Origin of the sequence: Alteromonas sp. 07-89-2, assembly GCF_013113925.1 — a bacterium.
GTDB classification, from domain to species: Bacteria; Pseudomonadota; Gammaproteobacteria; order Enterobacterales; family Alteromonadaceae; genus Alteromonas; species Alteromonas macleodii.
Window position 1 is genome coordinate 86,299 of the sequence record NZ_VTYM01000001.1, and the last position, 15,095, is coordinate 101,393.

General features: G+C 45.0%; 16 protein-coding genes. All 16 read right to left on the reverse strand.

Annotated features, from left to right (window positions below):
* Position 1: 1 nt before the first annotated feature.
* A complete protein-coding gene (locus F0261_RS00355) occupies positions 2-505 on the reverse strand; it encodes a prepilin-type N-terminal cleavage/methylation domain-containing protein (protein WP_075177603.1) in 504 nt (167 codons plus the stop codon).
* A gap of 22 nt (positions 506-527) precedes the next feature.
* Entirely contained in the window at positions 528-1,115 is a 588-nt protein-coding gene (locus tag F0261_RS00360) for a prepilin-type N-terminal cleavage/methylation domain-containing protein (protein WP_014978004.1), read from the reverse strand.
* A gap of 45 nt (positions 1,116-1,160) precedes the next feature.
* Entirely contained in the window at positions 1,161-1,655 is a 495-nt protein-coding gene (locus tag F0261_RS00365; RefSeq protein ID WP_171336929.1) for a hypothetical protein, read from the reverse strand.
* A gap of 27 nt (positions 1,656-1,682) precedes the next feature.
* The gene (locus tag F0261_RS00370) at positions 1,683-2,918 is read right to left on the reverse strand and encodes a type II secretion system F family protein (protein ID WP_171336930.1); all 1,236 of its coding nucleotides are present in this window, start codon (positions 2,916-2,918) and stop codon (positions 1,683-1,685) included.
* The gene (locus F0261_RS00375) at positions 2,918-4,630 is read right to left on the reverse strand and encodes a GspE/PulE family protein (RefSeq protein ID WP_171336931.1); all 1,713 of its coding nucleotides are present in this window, start codon (positions 4,628-4,630) and stop codon (positions 2,918-2,920) included. The genes F0261_RS00370 and F0261_RS00375 overlap by 1 nt, the downstream gene beginning before the upstream one ends.
* A complete protein-coding gene (locus F0261_RS00380) occupies positions 4,630-5,856 on the reverse strand; it encodes a lipopolysaccharide assembly protein LapB (RefSeq protein WP_171336932.1) in 1,227 nt (408 codons plus the stop codon). The genes F0261_RS00375 and F0261_RS00380 overlap by 1 nt, the downstream gene beginning before the upstream one ends.
* Complete coding sequence (locus tag F0261_RS00385) at positions 5,853-6,755, reverse strand: ExeA family protein (protein WP_014977999.1); 903 nt, start codon at positions 6,753-6,755, stop codon at positions 5,853-5,855. The genes F0261_RS00380 and F0261_RS00385 overlap by 4 nt, the downstream gene beginning before the upstream one ends.
* A 2-nt stretch (positions 6,756-6,757) precedes the next feature.
* Positions 6,758-8,506, reverse strand: a complete 1,749-nt coding sequence (gene mshL / locus F0261_RS00390) for a pilus (MSHA type) biogenesis protein MshL (protein WP_171336933.1) — start codon at positions 8,504-8,506, stop codon at positions 6,758-6,760.
* The gene (locus F0261_RS00395; RefSeq protein ID WP_014947895.1) at positions 8,490-8,810 is read right to left on the reverse strand and encodes an agglutinin biogenesis protein MshK; all 321 of its coding nucleotides are present in this window, start codon (positions 8,808-8,810) and stop codon (positions 8,490-8,492) included. Before F0261_RS00395 ends, mshL begins: the two co-directional genes overlap by 17 nt.
* A gap of 9 nt (positions 8,811-8,819) precedes the next feature.
* Entirely contained in the window at positions 8,820-9,467 is a 648-nt protein-coding gene (locus F0261_RS00400) for a type II secretion system protein M (RefSeq protein WP_061439059.1), read from the reverse strand.
* A complete protein-coding gene (locus F0261_RS00405) occupies positions 9,442-10,068 on the reverse strand; it encodes a PilN domain-containing protein (protein WP_061439056.1) in 627 nt (208 codons plus the stop codon). The genes F0261_RS00400 and F0261_RS00405 overlap by 26 nt, the downstream gene beginning before the upstream one ends.
* Positions 10,065-10,979 carry an agglutinin biogenesis protein MshI gene (locus F0261_RS00410; RefSeq protein WP_156085765.1) on the reverse strand — a complete coding sequence of 305 codons (915 nt, stop codon included), beginning with the start codon at positions 10,977-10,979 and terminating at the stop codon, positions 10,065-10,067. The genes F0261_RS00405 and F0261_RS00410 overlap by 4 nt, the downstream gene beginning before the upstream one ends.
* Positions 10,980-11,145: 166 nt before the next feature.
* Entirely contained in the window at positions 11,146-11,649 is a 504-nt protein-coding gene (locus F0261_RS00415; RefSeq protein ID WP_156085764.1) for a hypothetical protein, read from the reverse strand.
* A 136-nt stretch (positions 11,650-11,785) separates the two neighbouring features.
* Positions 11,786-12,370, reverse strand: a complete 585-nt coding sequence (locus F0261_RS00420) for a phosphoglycerate mutase family protein (RefSeq protein WP_171336934.1) — start codon at positions 12,368-12,370, stop codon at positions 11,786-11,788.
* A 108-nt stretch (positions 12,371-12,478) separates the two neighbouring features.
* Entirely contained in the window at positions 12,479-14,026 is a 1,548-nt protein-coding gene (glpD, locus tag F0261_RS00425; RefSeq protein ID WP_171336935.1) for a glycerol-3-phosphate dehydrogenase, read from the reverse strand.
* Positions 14,027-14,330: 304 nt separating this feature from the next.
* Positions 14,331-15,089: a DeoR/GlpR family transcriptional regulator gene (locus F0261_RS00430; RefSeq protein WP_014947888.1), complete on the reverse strand. Its 759-nt coding sequence runs from the start codon at positions 15,087-15,089 to the stop codon at positions 14,331-14,333.
* Positions 15,090-15,095 lie beyond the last annotated feature (6 nt).

Genomic DNA, 15,095 nt, shown 5'->3' on the forward strand with positions numbered 1-15,095 from the left:
ATTACTGAACGCAAGTTTCAACGTTAATAGAGGGTCTCTCACCAATAGCAGAAGGAGCTGTGTAGGTGATAGCACAATTTGAGTCTGCGTCAGTAGGAGCTGTAGTGTAGCCAGTGTAACCTTTATAATAAATTAGGATTTGAGCTGGATCCGAATTCGGTACAGGATTAGTTAGATAATCGTTGCCAATATCTGAGTCTAATAGATCATTCAAATTATCAAGTGTTGCATCTGGATAACCGTACACTGTTTCCACAGTGATGTTATTACCAATGTCTACCGTACCTGTTTCGGCATTGGCTTGGCCATTGATCAATGCTTTGCCATAGACCACTGACGAAGCAGATTCCAAAGCTCCGGCAATTCCCTGTAATACAGAATCACGCGCATCATCTTGAAGGTTCAAAAACTTAGGTGCTGCGGTTACCGCTAGAATACCCAGCAGTACAATAACAATGATTAACTCGATTAGGGTAAAACCCTGTTGTGTTGATACTTTTTGCATAATTAAACTTCCTAGGTATTAATTAAAAAACAGTAACCTGGCCAGTGGCTGGGTTGTAAGTGAAACCGTCGTACGTTGTGCCGTCTGGCGTTCCGTCTGCCGGTGCTGAACTATTAGGTAAACCCATAGATTCAACTAAGTAGTAAACACAAAGTGTATTTGCACCTGAGTCGTCCTCACGAACGGCATATCTGAAATCAGCAACAACGGTGTCGTTCGTCGACGTTGTGTTTGTTGGTGCTGACTGAAGAATTAGGTCAAATACGTTTTTGCATTCAGTGTCGTTAACGGTAGAAATAAGTGTGTTGCCTGTAGAGCTTCCCGTTGGGTAACCAATGGTGCCGTCTACCCCTACTTGCGTTTGATCGTAAGTGATTACAGTGCCGTTCCCATTTCCATTGTTTCCGCTCGGACGGCCTTCAACTTCCCACTGCGCTCTTACAAGACCTACCGCGGCTGCAAAACCGCCGGCAACACCTTCAACACTTGCTTCACGAGCTTCATCAGTAACATCAATAAAGCGTGGTAATGCTGTGGCCGCAAGCAACCCTAGAATGATTACAACAATTATCAGCTCGATTAGCGTAAAGCCTTGTTGTTTGGTGTTCATAACATCTCCTTGATGACGATAAAGGCGAATTGTGCCGCCGTTTAATCAACTGTTTCTTTGCCTGACAACGCCGCTACCAGCGTTATATTCAAACCAAATCTCTCTTCCCCAAAAGAATGCACATTGTAAGTGACCGTTTGCATACTGGTCGCTTACAGTCACTGTTGACAGCGCTTCACCTTCTCTTAAGGTTGCAAGTGTCAGCATGTATTCGCACGCATTCCCCTGTTCTTTTTCAAGCCCTTCGGGCCAGCCTTTTTCATTAATGTATAGCTCTGCCGCCACATCTTTGCGCTGTTTAACTTTGCCACCAGCGTCAAACTCAGTTTCGTAAATAAGCACAGTATCTTGCTTAGTCTTTATCCATTGTGCCCTGGCTAACATCACCACTCGCTGAAACTGTGCAACCGCGTTCTCTTTGTTAACCTTTTCCGCTTCATCAATAATTGGTGTCGCGTAAAACACGTATGTTGTCCCAATAACAGCAAGCAATACGCCTATAACAACAAAATTAAGTAACCCCGTTTTGGTGCTTGCCACGCTTTTCCCCAGTTATAAAGCGCTTTATCAGCCGCCTTTCACCGCCGACATCATGTTCCACATTGGCGTAAATATGCCAAGCGCCAGGATCAATACCATTACCGCAACAAAACCAATCAAAATAGGTTCGATTTTGGCCGTTAAACTTTTCAAGTCGAAGTCGACTTCACGTTCGTAATAGTCAGCACTTTCTTCTAACAATGGTTCTAGTCGCCCCGTCTCCTCACCTACTGCAATCATCTGTAGTACAAGTGTAGAAAACAGTTCGCTATTTTTCGAAACTCTAAGCAAACTTTCGCCTTTTTCGATCCCTTGCCGCATTTCTTTGATGCGCTTTTGCATGTGCGCGTTGTCAACGGCGTCGGCAGTAAGTGAAAGCCCTGCGGTTAACGGCACGCCTGCACGTAAGATCATTGAAAAACTTCGGCTATATCTTGAAAGTAATGATCGCTCAATAATGCTGCCCACGATAGGCAACTTTAGTTTAAATTTGTCCCATTTGAGTCGTCCATTAGTCGAACTAACGTATTGTTTAACAGCGAAAATCCCTCCCACAATCACAATAATTAGCAGCCACCAATAGTTCACAAAGAAATTGGAAGTTCCAATTAACACGCGGGTCATAATTGGAAGTTCAGTGTCAAAGCGCTCAAACATTTGGGTGAACACTGGCACAACAAATAGATTCAAAATAAACATGGCAATTGCTAGCGCAATTAACACAAAAGTGGGATAGCGCAGCGCCGATTTGATGCGCTTGCGGGTTTCTTGCTCGCGTTCGAAATAGAGGGCAAGCTGTAGGAATACGTCGTCTAATTTACCGGTATTTTCACCTACCACCACCACGGATATGGTAAGTCTCGTAAACACTTTTTCATATTTAGCCATGGAAGAAGACAGACTTCGTCCCTGCTCTAACTGGTCTGCAATATCTTTCAAAATCTCTTGAAAGCGTTTATGCGATGCATTTTCGCTTAGGCCTTTAATGGCGCGAATAATGGGAATACCGGCCTTTAGCAATGAGTACATTTGGCGGGAGAATATGATCATTTCATCCAGTCCCACCTTTTGTTGAAATAAACGCGTGATATCGAAGCCGTCTCCTTCATTTTCTGCACTGCGTTTTTTTGATTCAACAATGGTAAGAGGCACAATGTTTTGTGACAGCAAGGCTTGTGCTGCGGCTTGCGATGACGCGGCTTCAATAACCCCTTTTTGAGGCCCGCCTTGCGTTGACTTACCTGCGTACTTGAACTGTGGCATTAGTGATTCACCACTTCAGGAACAAATTCAGCGACTTTGAACACTTCATCTAAAGAAGTTTTGCCCTGAGCTGCGTAGTCCAGTGCCATGTGAGATAAAGGAACAAAGTCTTTATTCGCCTTAGTCGCATCTACGAAGCCCTGCGTGTCGTCTTCACGCAAGGCCTCCATCATGTCCTCGTTCATTTCCAGAAATTCAAAAACACCTATCCGGCCTTTGTATCCTGTGTGATTACAACTGTTGCACCCGCGCCCTTTATAGAAGGTGGCAGTGGCTAATTCAGGTTTCAAGAAGCCAACCCACGCTTGTTCTTGGGCGGTTGCAGGCTTTTCTTCTTTACAGTTTTCACACACCCTACGAACCAGACGCTGTGCAAGCACTCCTCGTAATGAAGTAGCAACCAAATACGGCGCCGCGCCCATATCGATAAGGCGAATAGCGCTGGTTACTGAGTCGTTGGTGTGAAGCGTACTTAATACCAAGTGGCCGGTTAATGCACCTCGAAGACCAATCTCTACGGTTTCTTGGTCACGCATTTCCCCCACCATTATAATGTCAGGGTCTTGACGTAACGTAGTGCGAAGAATGGCGGCAAAGTCCAGCCCAATTTTGGCATTAACCTGAACTTGGTTGATTCGCGGTAGACGGTATTCAATGGGGTCTTCAGCCGTTATGATTTTAAGGTCAGGCTTATTGAGTTCGCTAAGTGCCCCATACAGAGTCGTAGTTTTACCGGAACCCGTAGGCCCCGTTACCAGGATCATACCGTGGGGACGATTAATGGCAGCTCTAAATTTCTCTGCCATAGCATCGGGCATACCGGTTTGGTCTAGCGTTAGTAGGCCAGCAGACTGGTCTAACAAACGCATAACAACCGCTTCTCCATTGGCTACCGGCATGGTCGACACACGCACATCTAAGGTGTGTCCTTTCACTTTAATATTAAATCGTCCGTCTTGTGGAATACGCTTTTCAGATATATCCAAGCCAGACATGAGTTTGAGTCGTAGTACCAGCGCCGACGCTATTTTCACTTGGTTGAGCGTGTTTTCTTGCAAAACGCCGTCGACACGTTGACGAATACGCAGGATTTTTTCATCGGGCTCGATGTGAATATCTGATGCCCTAACTTGAACGGCATCTTCAAATATGGAGTGAAGCAGCTTAACGACCGTAGCATCCGAGGTGGTGTCATCAAGGGCTGACAACTCAAAATCAGCCTCGTCTGCATACTCTTCGCCTAGTTTTTCAGCAAACGACGCGATGTCCTGGGTACGGCGGTAAACAGAATCAAATGCCTCTAGCATTTGGTGCTCTTGTACGATAGCCAGCTCAATGGTTCGAGGAGCGACTAACGGGCCCAGCTGGTCTAAGCCTCCCAAGTCCGTTGGGTCGCTCATACCCAGCAGCACTTCATCGTCGTCCGCTTCTAACACCAAGGCACGGTAGCGACGTGCGTAAGTCTCTGGGATAAGCTGAGCTTGCTCTGGGTCTATACGGCGCTGTGTTATATCCAAGAAAGGAATATTTAGCTGCTGTGCCAAGAAGCGAAGAAGCTGGGGTTCGCCAATAAAGCCCAAATCGATAAGTGTATCCCCAAGTTTGCGCCCTGACGTTCGCTGCGCCGCAAGCGCATTGTCAAGCTGCTCACTGGAGATAATGTTTTCGTGAACGAGTAAGTCGCCAAGGCGCATCTTTAATCGAGGTCGCATTAAGGCTGCTCCTGTAAATCAGTTAGACGCGAGTTTGCATATTGTGCAGATGCAGAGGAAAGCCCGCCAATGGCGAGTGCCCTGGAATAAGATGATATCGCCAGACGCTCATCTGCCAATGCGTCATAATTCACCCCTAACGCCAACCACCATTTCGCATTATTAGGCTGTAGCGATGTCATAGCGCTGAATGCTGATATCGCTTGCTCTGACTTATTGATGGTTTGAGCAGAGGTGCCCTTTAAAATTAGATAGTCGGCACGGCCTTCGGCTAACGCTTTAGCATCCAAGCTATCAGGCATCAAATTCAATACTTCTTCGAAGCGGCTTTCTTGCACCAGAATTTTGGCCATTAGCTCTCGCCAAATTAATTCGCTAGGCGAGATCACAATGCCCTCTGAAAGTACCTGCAGTGCCTGTAAATTATTGTTTTGTCCAAAATAAAGTGCAGCTAGCTGCTTGCGCGCCTCGTCATTTTGCGGAAAGGTTGCCAGTGCTAGCGTGAAGCTTTTTTGAGCCTCATCAAAAATGCCAAAGTTATACGCTTTAAGTCCTGCTTCTAAATGCACTGCACTTTGTTGTTCAGGTGACTTAGGTGCTACCTCAACTACAGGCTCTCTGGTTATGATATTTGTGGGTTTAGGCTCTGCGGCCTTCGAGCTTGAGGGTTGTGTTTTGCTAACCGCAGACAGTTCTGATTGAGGGCTACTGGCGTTTGCGCTGTTATTGACGTTTGACGCCTTCACATCATCAGCTGTGCTGGTTGCTGATACCGTAGTTGTAACCCTTTTTCTGTATTGAGCTTCATCATCTTCAAGGGACTCATCAACGGTATTGAAAACAAGCTCAGCCACATCTGACGCACGGTTTTGTAGCGCCATATCACTTTCAGATAACGGGGTTGATTGCATTCCTTGTGACGGCGCATTTATATCTGCTGTACTATCGGCAACGCGCTCTGAAATTGTACTTTCAGCAGGCGGGTTGTTAACGCTCGGGGCACTTGAAACGGCCGTTGTGCTTAATCCATCTTCATTTTTTTCGCGATGGGAAGTACCAGATAAAAGTGTAATTACTAACCATACTACAAACACCAAAACGGCGATGATCATGAGCGCTTTTGGCCAAACTGGACGTTGACTGACTTCAACGGTTGGCGGCAAACCAAAGTCTTCACTTTTATTGCGTTCATCCAGTGACTTTAAGGTGTCATTCAAAATACTCATATGCCACCTGCGCCGTATACATGCAGTACACTTGCAACTGCCACCACAGCAAGCGACAAAATAACAAGACTCTGCCTTGGGAGAAGTCGGCGTTTACAGTCATGTGTATCGAAAACGGCGCTTAGGGTATGTGACCAGGTCGCCGACGCCTTGCCCTGACCATATGCGCGCAAAAGAATCTTATGACAAACTATGTTAACCAAGCGAGGCGTACCCTTGGTAACCAACGCTATAAATGCGCGCAGTCCTCTAGATATCAACTGCTCGTCACCACCTGCTGTCGTCAACCGGTGACCAATGTAGTAATCGACTTCGGCTGACGTCATTGTGCGTAAAGTGTAGGAAAAACTTATTCGCTGGCGGATTTGTCTTACTTTAGGGTTTGCCAGGTTGTCATCAAGTTCAGGCTGTCCAAACAAGACAATTTGAAGCAGTTTACTTTTTTCCGTTTCCAAATTGCTAAAAAGACGCAGCATCTCAAGAGCATCCCAACTCAGCGACTGCGCTTCGTCAATGATTAATACCGCTTGTCGCCCCTCTTTTTTAAGGGCTAATAGCTTTGTCTCTATTGCATTATGCAAGCCTTGATTATCACTATTTCCTTCCGTAACAATGCCTAACTCTCTCGCAAATGCTTGGCGTAATTCATCAGGCGAAAGGTATGGATTGGGTAAATAGCAGGCTACAAATTTATCAGACAGATGATTAATTAATTTACGGCATAACAATGTCTTACCTGTACCGACTTCACCGGTTACTTTTATAAAGCCTTCAGACATACTCAATGCTGATAAAATGACTTTCAACGCTTCATTGTGTGGCGCAAGCGCACAAAAGAAATCCGTATTCGGGGTAAGCGAAAACGGCATATCTGTGAAGTGAAAAAAGCCCTGATACATAATTAGTTTCTATACCACTGATCAAGTAATGACTGAGTGCGAAGACGTTGTTTTTCCCACGTGTCCGGCTGCACAACTGATGGGCGTATCAAGATCACCAGCTCGCGCTTACTTTGCGTTTTGGCTTTGTTTTTAAACGCATTACCAATGAATGGAATGTCGCCCAACAAAGGCGTTTTTGATTCTTGCTCACTGGTAACGGTTTCCATCAAACCGCCAATAACGACAATTTCTCTATCGCGGGCACGAATTACCGTATCTGACTCTCGGATATTACTTTGTGCCAGTGGCAGCAAGATTTGTTGATCGCCCACCTGAATGACTTTAGTTTGCTCTGCCGTTTCCGTTACTGATGGGTGAACGTGCAATATAACCGAGCCGCTTCTATCAATTTGAGGGGTAACATCTAAGGCAATACCTGAAAAAAACGGGGTAAGTTCGATGTCATTTTCGTTTTCGGTTTGAGTCGCGCTTTGATCTTCACTGGTCGACACATCGGTGACAAAGTATTCGTCCTGACCGACTTTAATCACTGCTTTCTGGTTGTTAGTGACGGTCACTCTGGGGTTACTCAACATCTGAACATCACCTTGGGTTTGCAGCATATTGATAACGCCGTCAAAGTCACCTCGGGAAATTCTCAAAGTAGAAACGCCGCCAATATCTGTAGAGATTGAGTTCCCTATGCCATTAACTGCATTTATGGCTGGATCTATACCTGCAGCGGTATTTGCAGCGAAGTTTGACGCTATAGCTCCGCCACTGAAGCCAAAGTTCACACTGCCCGTCAAGCCGCTTGCAATGCGATCCCAGCGCACGCCTTGCTGATAGCCGTCGTTTAGCGTGACTTCAATAATGCGCGCCTCTAATACCACCTGTCGCTGTAAGCTCTCTTGGCTTTGGTTTAAAAAGTCTTTCACCACTGCGATTTCACTGGGCAATGCTCGAACGGTCACTAAGCCCGCTTGGGGTGAAACCACAACCTGGCGGCCTTCTGTTGGAGAGACCAGTACTTTTAGTGCCTCTTTTAAATCGCTCCAAAAGTCGTTTTCACTGGTAGTCTGAATGTTTGAGCCATTGAGCTGTTGGATGTTATTGCCACCAAGTCCGCCTTGGCCTCCAAAACCACCCTGACCACCTAGGGCGTTCCCGCTAATGTTGTTATTGCCGTTAATTCCACCGTTGTTGCCACCATTGTTTTGGTCTTGCTCACTTACCCCACCGGCAATAACGCTTACGTTAGATACACCGAAGCGCTTGATCATAAGAAAGTTAACCGGGATAGATTCCGTCTTTAGTTGAGAAGGCATAACCTGAATTACCTTTCCTTCCAAAAACACGTCTAACGGATACATTCTCGAAATAATGGTTAACACATCTTCTAACGCCACTTCTTTGAGCGTTAAACTAATTTGCCCTGACACGGCTGGATGAACGGCGACACTGTAAGGTGTGTCTTCAATTAACGCGTCGAAAAACGGACGCACGTCTACATTGTTAGCAGAAACTGCGAACATTTTCTGTGATGTTGGCGCAGGTAACGCTTGATAACGGGCAACCTCTGCCAGCAGTTCTTGATTAAGCTGAGGGGGCGGTGTTGGTTTACTTGATGTCGTATTCTGAGAACGTGCTAGTTCATCGCGAATATGAGGTTTTACTTCCTCGCCAACACCATAAGATTGGCAACCTGCCACAACTAACGCTGCAGACAAAACCAATGTGTTAACAATGAGGCTATTTTTTAATTTCATATGCATACATTCTTAGTATTTTCTGCTGACGTCCGTCAGTGATAACCACGTTCTTGGGGTTAATTTTTGATACGGTGTATTCGTTCAGTGTGTCGCCCACGCGGTAAGATTTACCCGATATGATCGCGCTATAACCTGTACTGCGTTTAAAGATAGATTGAAGTGCTAGCTCTCCTGCTACCGCTTCATCATTGCTAGACACTGATGCACTGGCGATTGCAGGCCTAGTCGGGTCGACAGACGCAACTGCAGGTAAGCATGTTGCTATCGCTAAAGCTGTGACCACAATTCTTAACCGTTTCACACTCTCTCCTTACAGCGAGATAAAGGTTTCATTATTGCTTACCGTTGCTAACCCCAGTGCTAACGTGGCACTTGGGTAAGCTTCAACGTTGTAAGCAAAATCTGTTACTACGACTTTTTCAGGGGCGGCTTGAAGGCGCGCTAGGTAGCTACGCAGGTCAAAGTAACTTCCCTCAATAATTAAGCGCATGTTATGACGGTAAAACGGTGTGCTTTGAGACTCACCGTCACCAAAGCGTACTGTTTCGGTAGGCTCGACCTTAAAATTCACTAAACGTACGTTGTCTTCTTCGTTTAGAAGCGTCATAAGCAGCTCGGGCATTCGATCGGCTGCGACAAACCCTTCATTAAGTGAAAGTAGTGCCTCATCAATTGATAGTAGGTCTTTTCTGGCCTTATCGAGTTCTAGCTGCGTGCGCTTTGTATAATCGATGGTTAGCGCTTCTTGAATAGCATCTCTTTGAATGACCAATGCTTTGTGCTCGCTCTCCTTTCTGATGACTGCTTTATCGGTTGCAGACAAGTCATCAAGTGCAGGCGAAACACCGAACCAGAAGAATAGATAGATAATGAGAGCAAAACTCACCCATGTAATTAGCTGTTTTTCTCTGCTTTCAAGAGCGGAGAATTTCTCAGAGAGCTGCTGGTACTGATTCATCAGCGTCTCCTTCAAAATCTGTGGATATCAAGAATTGTTTCACGTTTTCTTTGCCGTCTACTTCATCAAACTGCACTGAAGAAAATGACTTACCTTGGAAAAACGGAGACTGCTGCAACTTTTTAAGCCACACAGGTATAGATGAAGGCGCCAAGGTTTGGCCTGACAGGCGAATGGTTTGTGTATCGATATCAATACTCGTCAGCCATAGGTTCTGATTGTGGAAATTAGCCAAGTCGTCCATCACCTCGCCGTACTTTGTTGCGTCAAATGACAACTCTCCGCTATCAAGATACGCTAACAGACGTCTTCGGTTTTCAATTTTGGCGTTCACCTTTTCAAGCTGTTGCTGAAGCGACTGGGTGTCTCGTTTCTTCTCGAGTGCAGCGCTTAAGGTTTTAATTTCGCTATTCAGTTGGCTAATCGCGTTTGTTTTTTCATTTAACTTTTTCTGCTTCGCCCCCAACGTAATATTGAGCGCGATTACCACCACCAACATGACACCTATTGCCGCGCCATTAAGCCAAAGTACCTTCGAGAATGGTAACCGCTCTTTCTTTGGTTTAAGAGAGTCCTGATAGAGGTTTATCGTTCTTTTCATGCCACCTCTCTCGCTGCAACAAGTGCACTTGCTAACGCAAAGTGGCAGGCAGGTTCAACTACATCGGCTAAATTAAGCTGTGAAGTAAAGACATTCATGGCAACGGGCTGAAACGGCTTCAGCCGTTCGATCACTGGCACACAGTCAAATTGAGTTTTAAACAGAATTTCTTTTAAAGGTGGCTGCTTAAGTTGCGACTCATAGAAATCCATTGAGCGTTGAATTTCTAACCCCAAAGTATCACTTAGCTGTGACAGGTCTGTCTGCTCATTAACTTTGCTTACAAATCCACGTAAGCGACGTGCCAACCAAATAGCCTGAGAGCGCACTATCATTAAAAACGGTTCACTGTTGGGCTCTTGGATGATGAGTAGTCGCGCATAGTCATCATTTGGCACCATTTCAGTTGCTAACACTTCTTTGGTGTGGATATGTGTAAGCTGCTTGTCTTTCTTTTTTGCCATGCTCGCTGCGACGGCAGCAAGTGAGGACCTTTCGGCAGCGAATACATTTATCTTTTGGCCGCCACTCCGACTTTTAACCGGGTAGTCGACATAGTCTAAAACCATGTTGCTGGAGTCATAGGGAACCAGCTCTCCGAGAGTCCACGGTAACGCTGTTGTAATATCCTCTTCTGCCATTTCTGGCTTATCAACCTGTACCATGTGGTACATATGCTGTGAAAGCACTATAGAAACATTACAGGTCGACTTAGCAAACGGGCTTAACGCCGCCGATAGCTGTTGCTTGAGAGGCTGATGCTGATCATAGGGAATTGAAGAAACAGAATTAAGTGAAACAGCGTCGCCACTGCGCTCTATAGCCACAATGTGTAGCTCAGAAGCACAGACCGATACGCCTACAGTGACGCTAGTTTTTTTACTTTTCGAAGAAAATAAGCGTGAAAGCATATATCTACTTAATTCGTTAATGCCGAGTATTATCTTATAATCAACAATACCTTATGGCGCCAATAAGTAACATGGCATTAACTCAAAAGTAGACTAATTATCTAAATAGAACAAATACCTATATAAGCATAGGCCTATATTGTGCACCCTCGTTTATGTGGCCAGTTTAATCGCTTAAATTTGTTACTGTTCCGTTTGCAGGAAAATAGTCGAAATACGCGCCGCTACTTAAGCTGAAGCGACACCAATAGTTGTCTTCGTTCTCTTCAAGTTCAGCATAGTAGTCGGCATGGATCTTAAAGCCGTCCACGCGCAGTGGTGTCGCCACTAGCGACGTCCATATTTTTTCACACCCTTCACTAGAAAGCTCAGCGGTCGGCCATCCGTTGTGATTCATTCGCACCGGAGTACGGTTCGTTTCTTTGCCCGACTCATTGTAGTGAATCAGCATTATCATAGTAGTGGGTTGGCGGACTCGCCATTGCCAGTGAGACGAGACGACGTGACGCTTAAACGTATCTAGGTTTAGTGCAAAGGCGATTGTTGTGGTGTCTTTCTCGTCGGTATGAAGAAAGTTGATAGTAACGCCAAGGGTAATTGCAAAAATAGCTGAAATAGCCGCCTTAAAAACATTAGACGTGGAAGGTTTCTTTTTGTTGGTTTTATTCATTGTCGATTCCCCATGCCTTTGTTCAAGTCGTTAGCGCTTGTTAGGCATTGTTCTATTTTATCGACATTTTGAAGAAAAAATGAAGTAGGTATAAATAAACCTTAAGAATTTCTGGTTAAAAAACGAAGACTCAGCATTATGGCAACGGCTTGTGCAATATCGTAATTCCCCAAAAATCACCGTCTTTTTGCTTTAATTGCCAGCCATTTTTTATGAGTGTTTTTCGGGTGTAATAGTTAGTCATACCATGCCCGAATAGCACTATCCGCTCGTGTTTCTCACACAGTTTTTCAATACGCTCGGAAACAAGATTAACCCTTTGCTTGGCAGCTTTGAAACTTTCAAATCGACCTTTAAATCCTATGAACCATAATGCACGGCTTAAGACGACCCAGTGCCAACTGCGCAAGGTGAACGGAAGTTTGTAGTAAGGAATATCCATTTCTTTAAGATAGGGCAACTCTTCATCAATTTGAGTCGCGCCGTAATAAGCCGCAGACAATTTAGCCCTTAGTAACGGGCTAACCACAATGTAGCTGTCGTCGATATGGGTCTTCTGCTTTGGGTGACTTGTTGGATCGAGTATCGATTTATCATAGTTACGCACCCACTGAGCATATTGAGCTGAGTTTACTTTGTCATTATGCGCCGAGAGAGGCTTACCGTGTCTAATAAGTACGACTTCCTTGACGGAAGTATTGTTTATCACGTCCATGTTCATTTTAAGTCGTCTACTTTATCCTGTTGGGCTAGCTAATCAATGGCGATTGAGCCATCTTATCGCTTTTCAAGCAAAGATGGCTCCTTCTAATACGTACCTTTTCACGGGTTAGGCGCTTGCCAATACAGCATCCACAGACTCATCCGATTGAACTGCGCCAGAAACTTTCATTGAGATATAAGAAGACAGTGCTTCCTGTTGGGCTTTGTCCAAGCGTAATCCATGTTTTGTTCTGCGCCAAATCACGTCTTCTAGACAACAAGCCCACTCGCACTCTATAAGGTAATCAACTTCTGCCTGATACATACCAGCCCCGAAATGAATCCCCATAGCATCTACTGACGCTTTACCTTTAAGAAACTTATAACATAGTAAGCCATACTGTCTTGCGTAGCGTTCAGCGATAGCGTTGTCCAGCCAAGAAAACTCGGAAGTTAGTTGAGCAACTAGCGATTCTTGACTTTCAAATGCACCACCTGGTAGCGGTACTTCTTTGGTCCACGCTTTTTTCGCTTTCGGGAAACATGAGACAAGTTTATCTACCGCGTGCTCTGAAAGCTTTCGATAGGTTGTAATCTTGCCGCCGAAGATATTCAGTAATACGGGCTTTCCAGCCTCACCCTTAAGCTCTACTTTATAGTCCCGAGTAAGTTCTTGTGCTGACGCGTTTTTCTCTTCTAAAAGTGGTCGCACGCCACTGTAAGTATGGACTATATCTTCGCGTGTTATCTTGGACTTGAAGTAGTTGTTTACGACGTCAATTAAGTAATCAGTCTCTTCGTTTGAAATTGCAGCGTCTGACGGGTTACCTTTAAAGTCTTCGTCTGTCGTGCCCACAAGTGAGAAATCACCTTCGTAAGGGATCACGAATACAATACGCCCGTCTTTATTTTGTAAAATGTACGCTTCGTCAGAGTTATATAGCTTGGGAACGACAAAGTGGCTTCCCTTTACCATGCGCATCGCATTGGGGTTGTGAATATTTACCAAGCGATCTAGAAACGATACTGCCCACGGTCCAGCCGCATTAACAATTGACTTGGCCTTAACTGTAAACGTTTTCCCTTGAGACGTTTTAAGCTTCACATTCCACAAATTATCTAACTTTTCAGCTTTAACGCATTCAGTACGCGTATATATCTTCGCCCCCTGATCTCGGGCAGCTAGTGCATTTAGTACCACTAAGCGTGCGTCATCTACCCAACCATCTGAGTATTCAAAACACGTTGAAATATCGCTAACCAGCGGGCTTTCACTGGTGGTCGTTAGCTTACGTGAGCGCGGTAACATATTGCGCTTAGCCAGCGAGTCATAGAGGAATAAACCAATTCGTATCATCCACGCAGGCCGTAAATGCTTTTGGTGAGGCAAACGAAAACGTAACGGCCACATGATGTGAGGCGCTTTCTTCAACAACACTTCACGTTCTGCCAGCGCTTCTTTCACTAAGCGAAATTCATAATGTTCTAAATACCTAAGTCCACCATGAATTAATTTGCTGCTAGAAGAAGACGTTGCGCCTGCGAGGTCACCTTTCTCGCACAAAGCAACCGAAAGCCCGCGTCCCGCAGCGTCAAGCGCGACGCCTACGCCGTTAACACCGCCGCCAACGACTAAAACGTCGACTGTCTGTTCAGTTTGATTGCTTTGACTCATACATTGCCTCTAGTGGTATTTATATGGATATCCTCATATGGTTGTCTATTTGACAAGCAAAAAGAAAACATGTCAACACAAAACGAACATTTACGAACATTAAAGAAAGTTAAAATTCGTAATTAAAAGGAATGAACAAATCCAATCGCAACAATATTTGACTGATTTACATTGAAAAATACGTGGTGTGTAAGAGCGCTTGCGGCAACAGTGCGTAATGTTTAAAGAAGGCTGCCACAAAGTAGAATGCGACCAAAACCGAGAACAGGTTTAAGAGTAGTGGAAAACTATGGTAAATAGATGGTCACGCTTTGACAAAGGTGATGTTATTTTCTTCGATTATCTTGCTTATGCTGGGCGGCGGCGTTTTATCACAAACCAAGCAATCAACCTGTGAAATGTGCCCCTGCTCCACCATTGCGCGGCGTTCAAACTTACTGTAGTCCGCAGCTAATATAACGTGTTGAGTATGTTCCAAAATGGCTTGGGACACTTTCACTTCTCTGAAATCAAAGTCAAGTAGTGCACCGTCCGAACTAATACCACTGATACCGATTATGCCGTAATCCATGCGGAACTGGCTTATAAAATCGCAGGTTGCCTCGCCAATGATTCCGCCATCGCGATAGCGAACTTCACCGGCAGCAATTATGACGGAGAAATCCTCTTTAGCCGAAAGAATGGTAGCAACGTGAATATTGTTAGTTACCACGTGAAGATTTTTGTGGTTGAGCAACTTAGTTGCAATCATTTCCGTCGTCGTACCGATATTAATGAACAACGATGCGCCGTCAGGGATCATCGCAGCCACTGCTTCAGCAATTTTCTCTTTGACTTCGCTGTTTTGGGTTTTCCTTTCCTGATATGGCGTGTTTTCCCAACTTCTGTTTAGGCCAGCACCACCATGATAGCGACTTACCACACCATTTTCAGCAAGCTGGTTAAGGTCTCGACGGATTGTTTGCGGCGTAACTTCGCAAGCACTGACCAAATCATCAATAGACATAAAACCATGTAGCTTTATAAGCCCAACAATTTTTTCGTGTCTTTGCGTTTGATTCATCACGAG

Bases quoted from the DNA above. Each gene is read 5' to 3' on its own strand.
- F0261_RS00355 (WP_075177603.1), bottom strand. From the start codon at position 505: ATGCAAAAAGTATCAACACAACAGGGTTTTACCCTAATCGAGTTAATC.
- F0261_RS00360 (WP_014978004.1), bottom strand. From the start codon at position 1,115: ATGAACACCAAACAACAAGGCTTTACGCTAATCGAGCTGATAATTGTT.
- F0261_RS00370 (WP_171336930.1), bottom strand. From the start codon at position 2,918: ATGCCACAGTTCAAGTACGCAGGTAAGTCAACGCAAGGCGGGCCTCAA.
- F0261_RS00375 (WP_171336931.1), bottom strand. From the start codon at position 4,630: ATGCGACCTCGATTAAAGATGCGCCTTGGCGACTTACTCGTTCACGAA.
- F0261_RS00380 (WP_171336932.1), bottom strand. From the start codon at position 5,856: ATGAGTATTTTGAATGACACCTTAAAGTCACTGGATGAACGCAATAAA.
- F0261_RS00385 (WP_014977999.1), bottom strand. From the start codon at position 6,755: ATGTATCAGGGCTTTTTTCACTTCACAGATATGCCGTTTTCGCTTACC.
- mshL (WP_171336933.1), bottom strand. From the start codon at position 8,506: ATGAAATTAAAAAATAGCCTCATTGTTAACACATTGGTTTTGTCTGCA.
- F0261_RS00400 (WP_061439059.1), bottom strand. From the start codon at position 9,467: ATGAATCAGTACCAGCAGCTCTCTGAGAAATTCTCCGCTCTTGAAAGC.
- F0261_RS00405 (WP_061439056.1), bottom strand. From the start codon at position 10,068: ATGAAAAGAACGATAAACCTCTATCAGGACTCTCTTAAACCAAAGAAA.
- F0261_RS00410 (WP_156085765.1), bottom strand. From the start codon at position 10,979: ATGCTTTCACGCTTATTTTCTTCGAAAAGTAAAAAAACTAGCGTCACT.
- F0261_RS00415 (WP_156085764.1), bottom strand. From the start codon at position 11,649: ATGAATAAAACCAACAAAAAGAAACCTTCCACGTCTAATGTTTTTAAG.
- F0261_RS00420 (WP_171336934.1), bottom strand. From the start codon at position 12,370: ATGAACATGGACGTGATAAACAATACTTCCGTCAAGGAAGTCGTACTT.
- glpD (WP_171336935.1), bottom strand. From the start codon at position 14,026: ATGAGTCAAAGCAATCAAACTGAACAGACAGTCGACGTTTTAGTCGTT.
- F0261_RS00430 (WP_014947888.1), bottom strand. From the start codon at position 15,089: ATGAATCAAACGCAAAGACACGAAAAAATTGTTGGGCTTATAAAGCTA.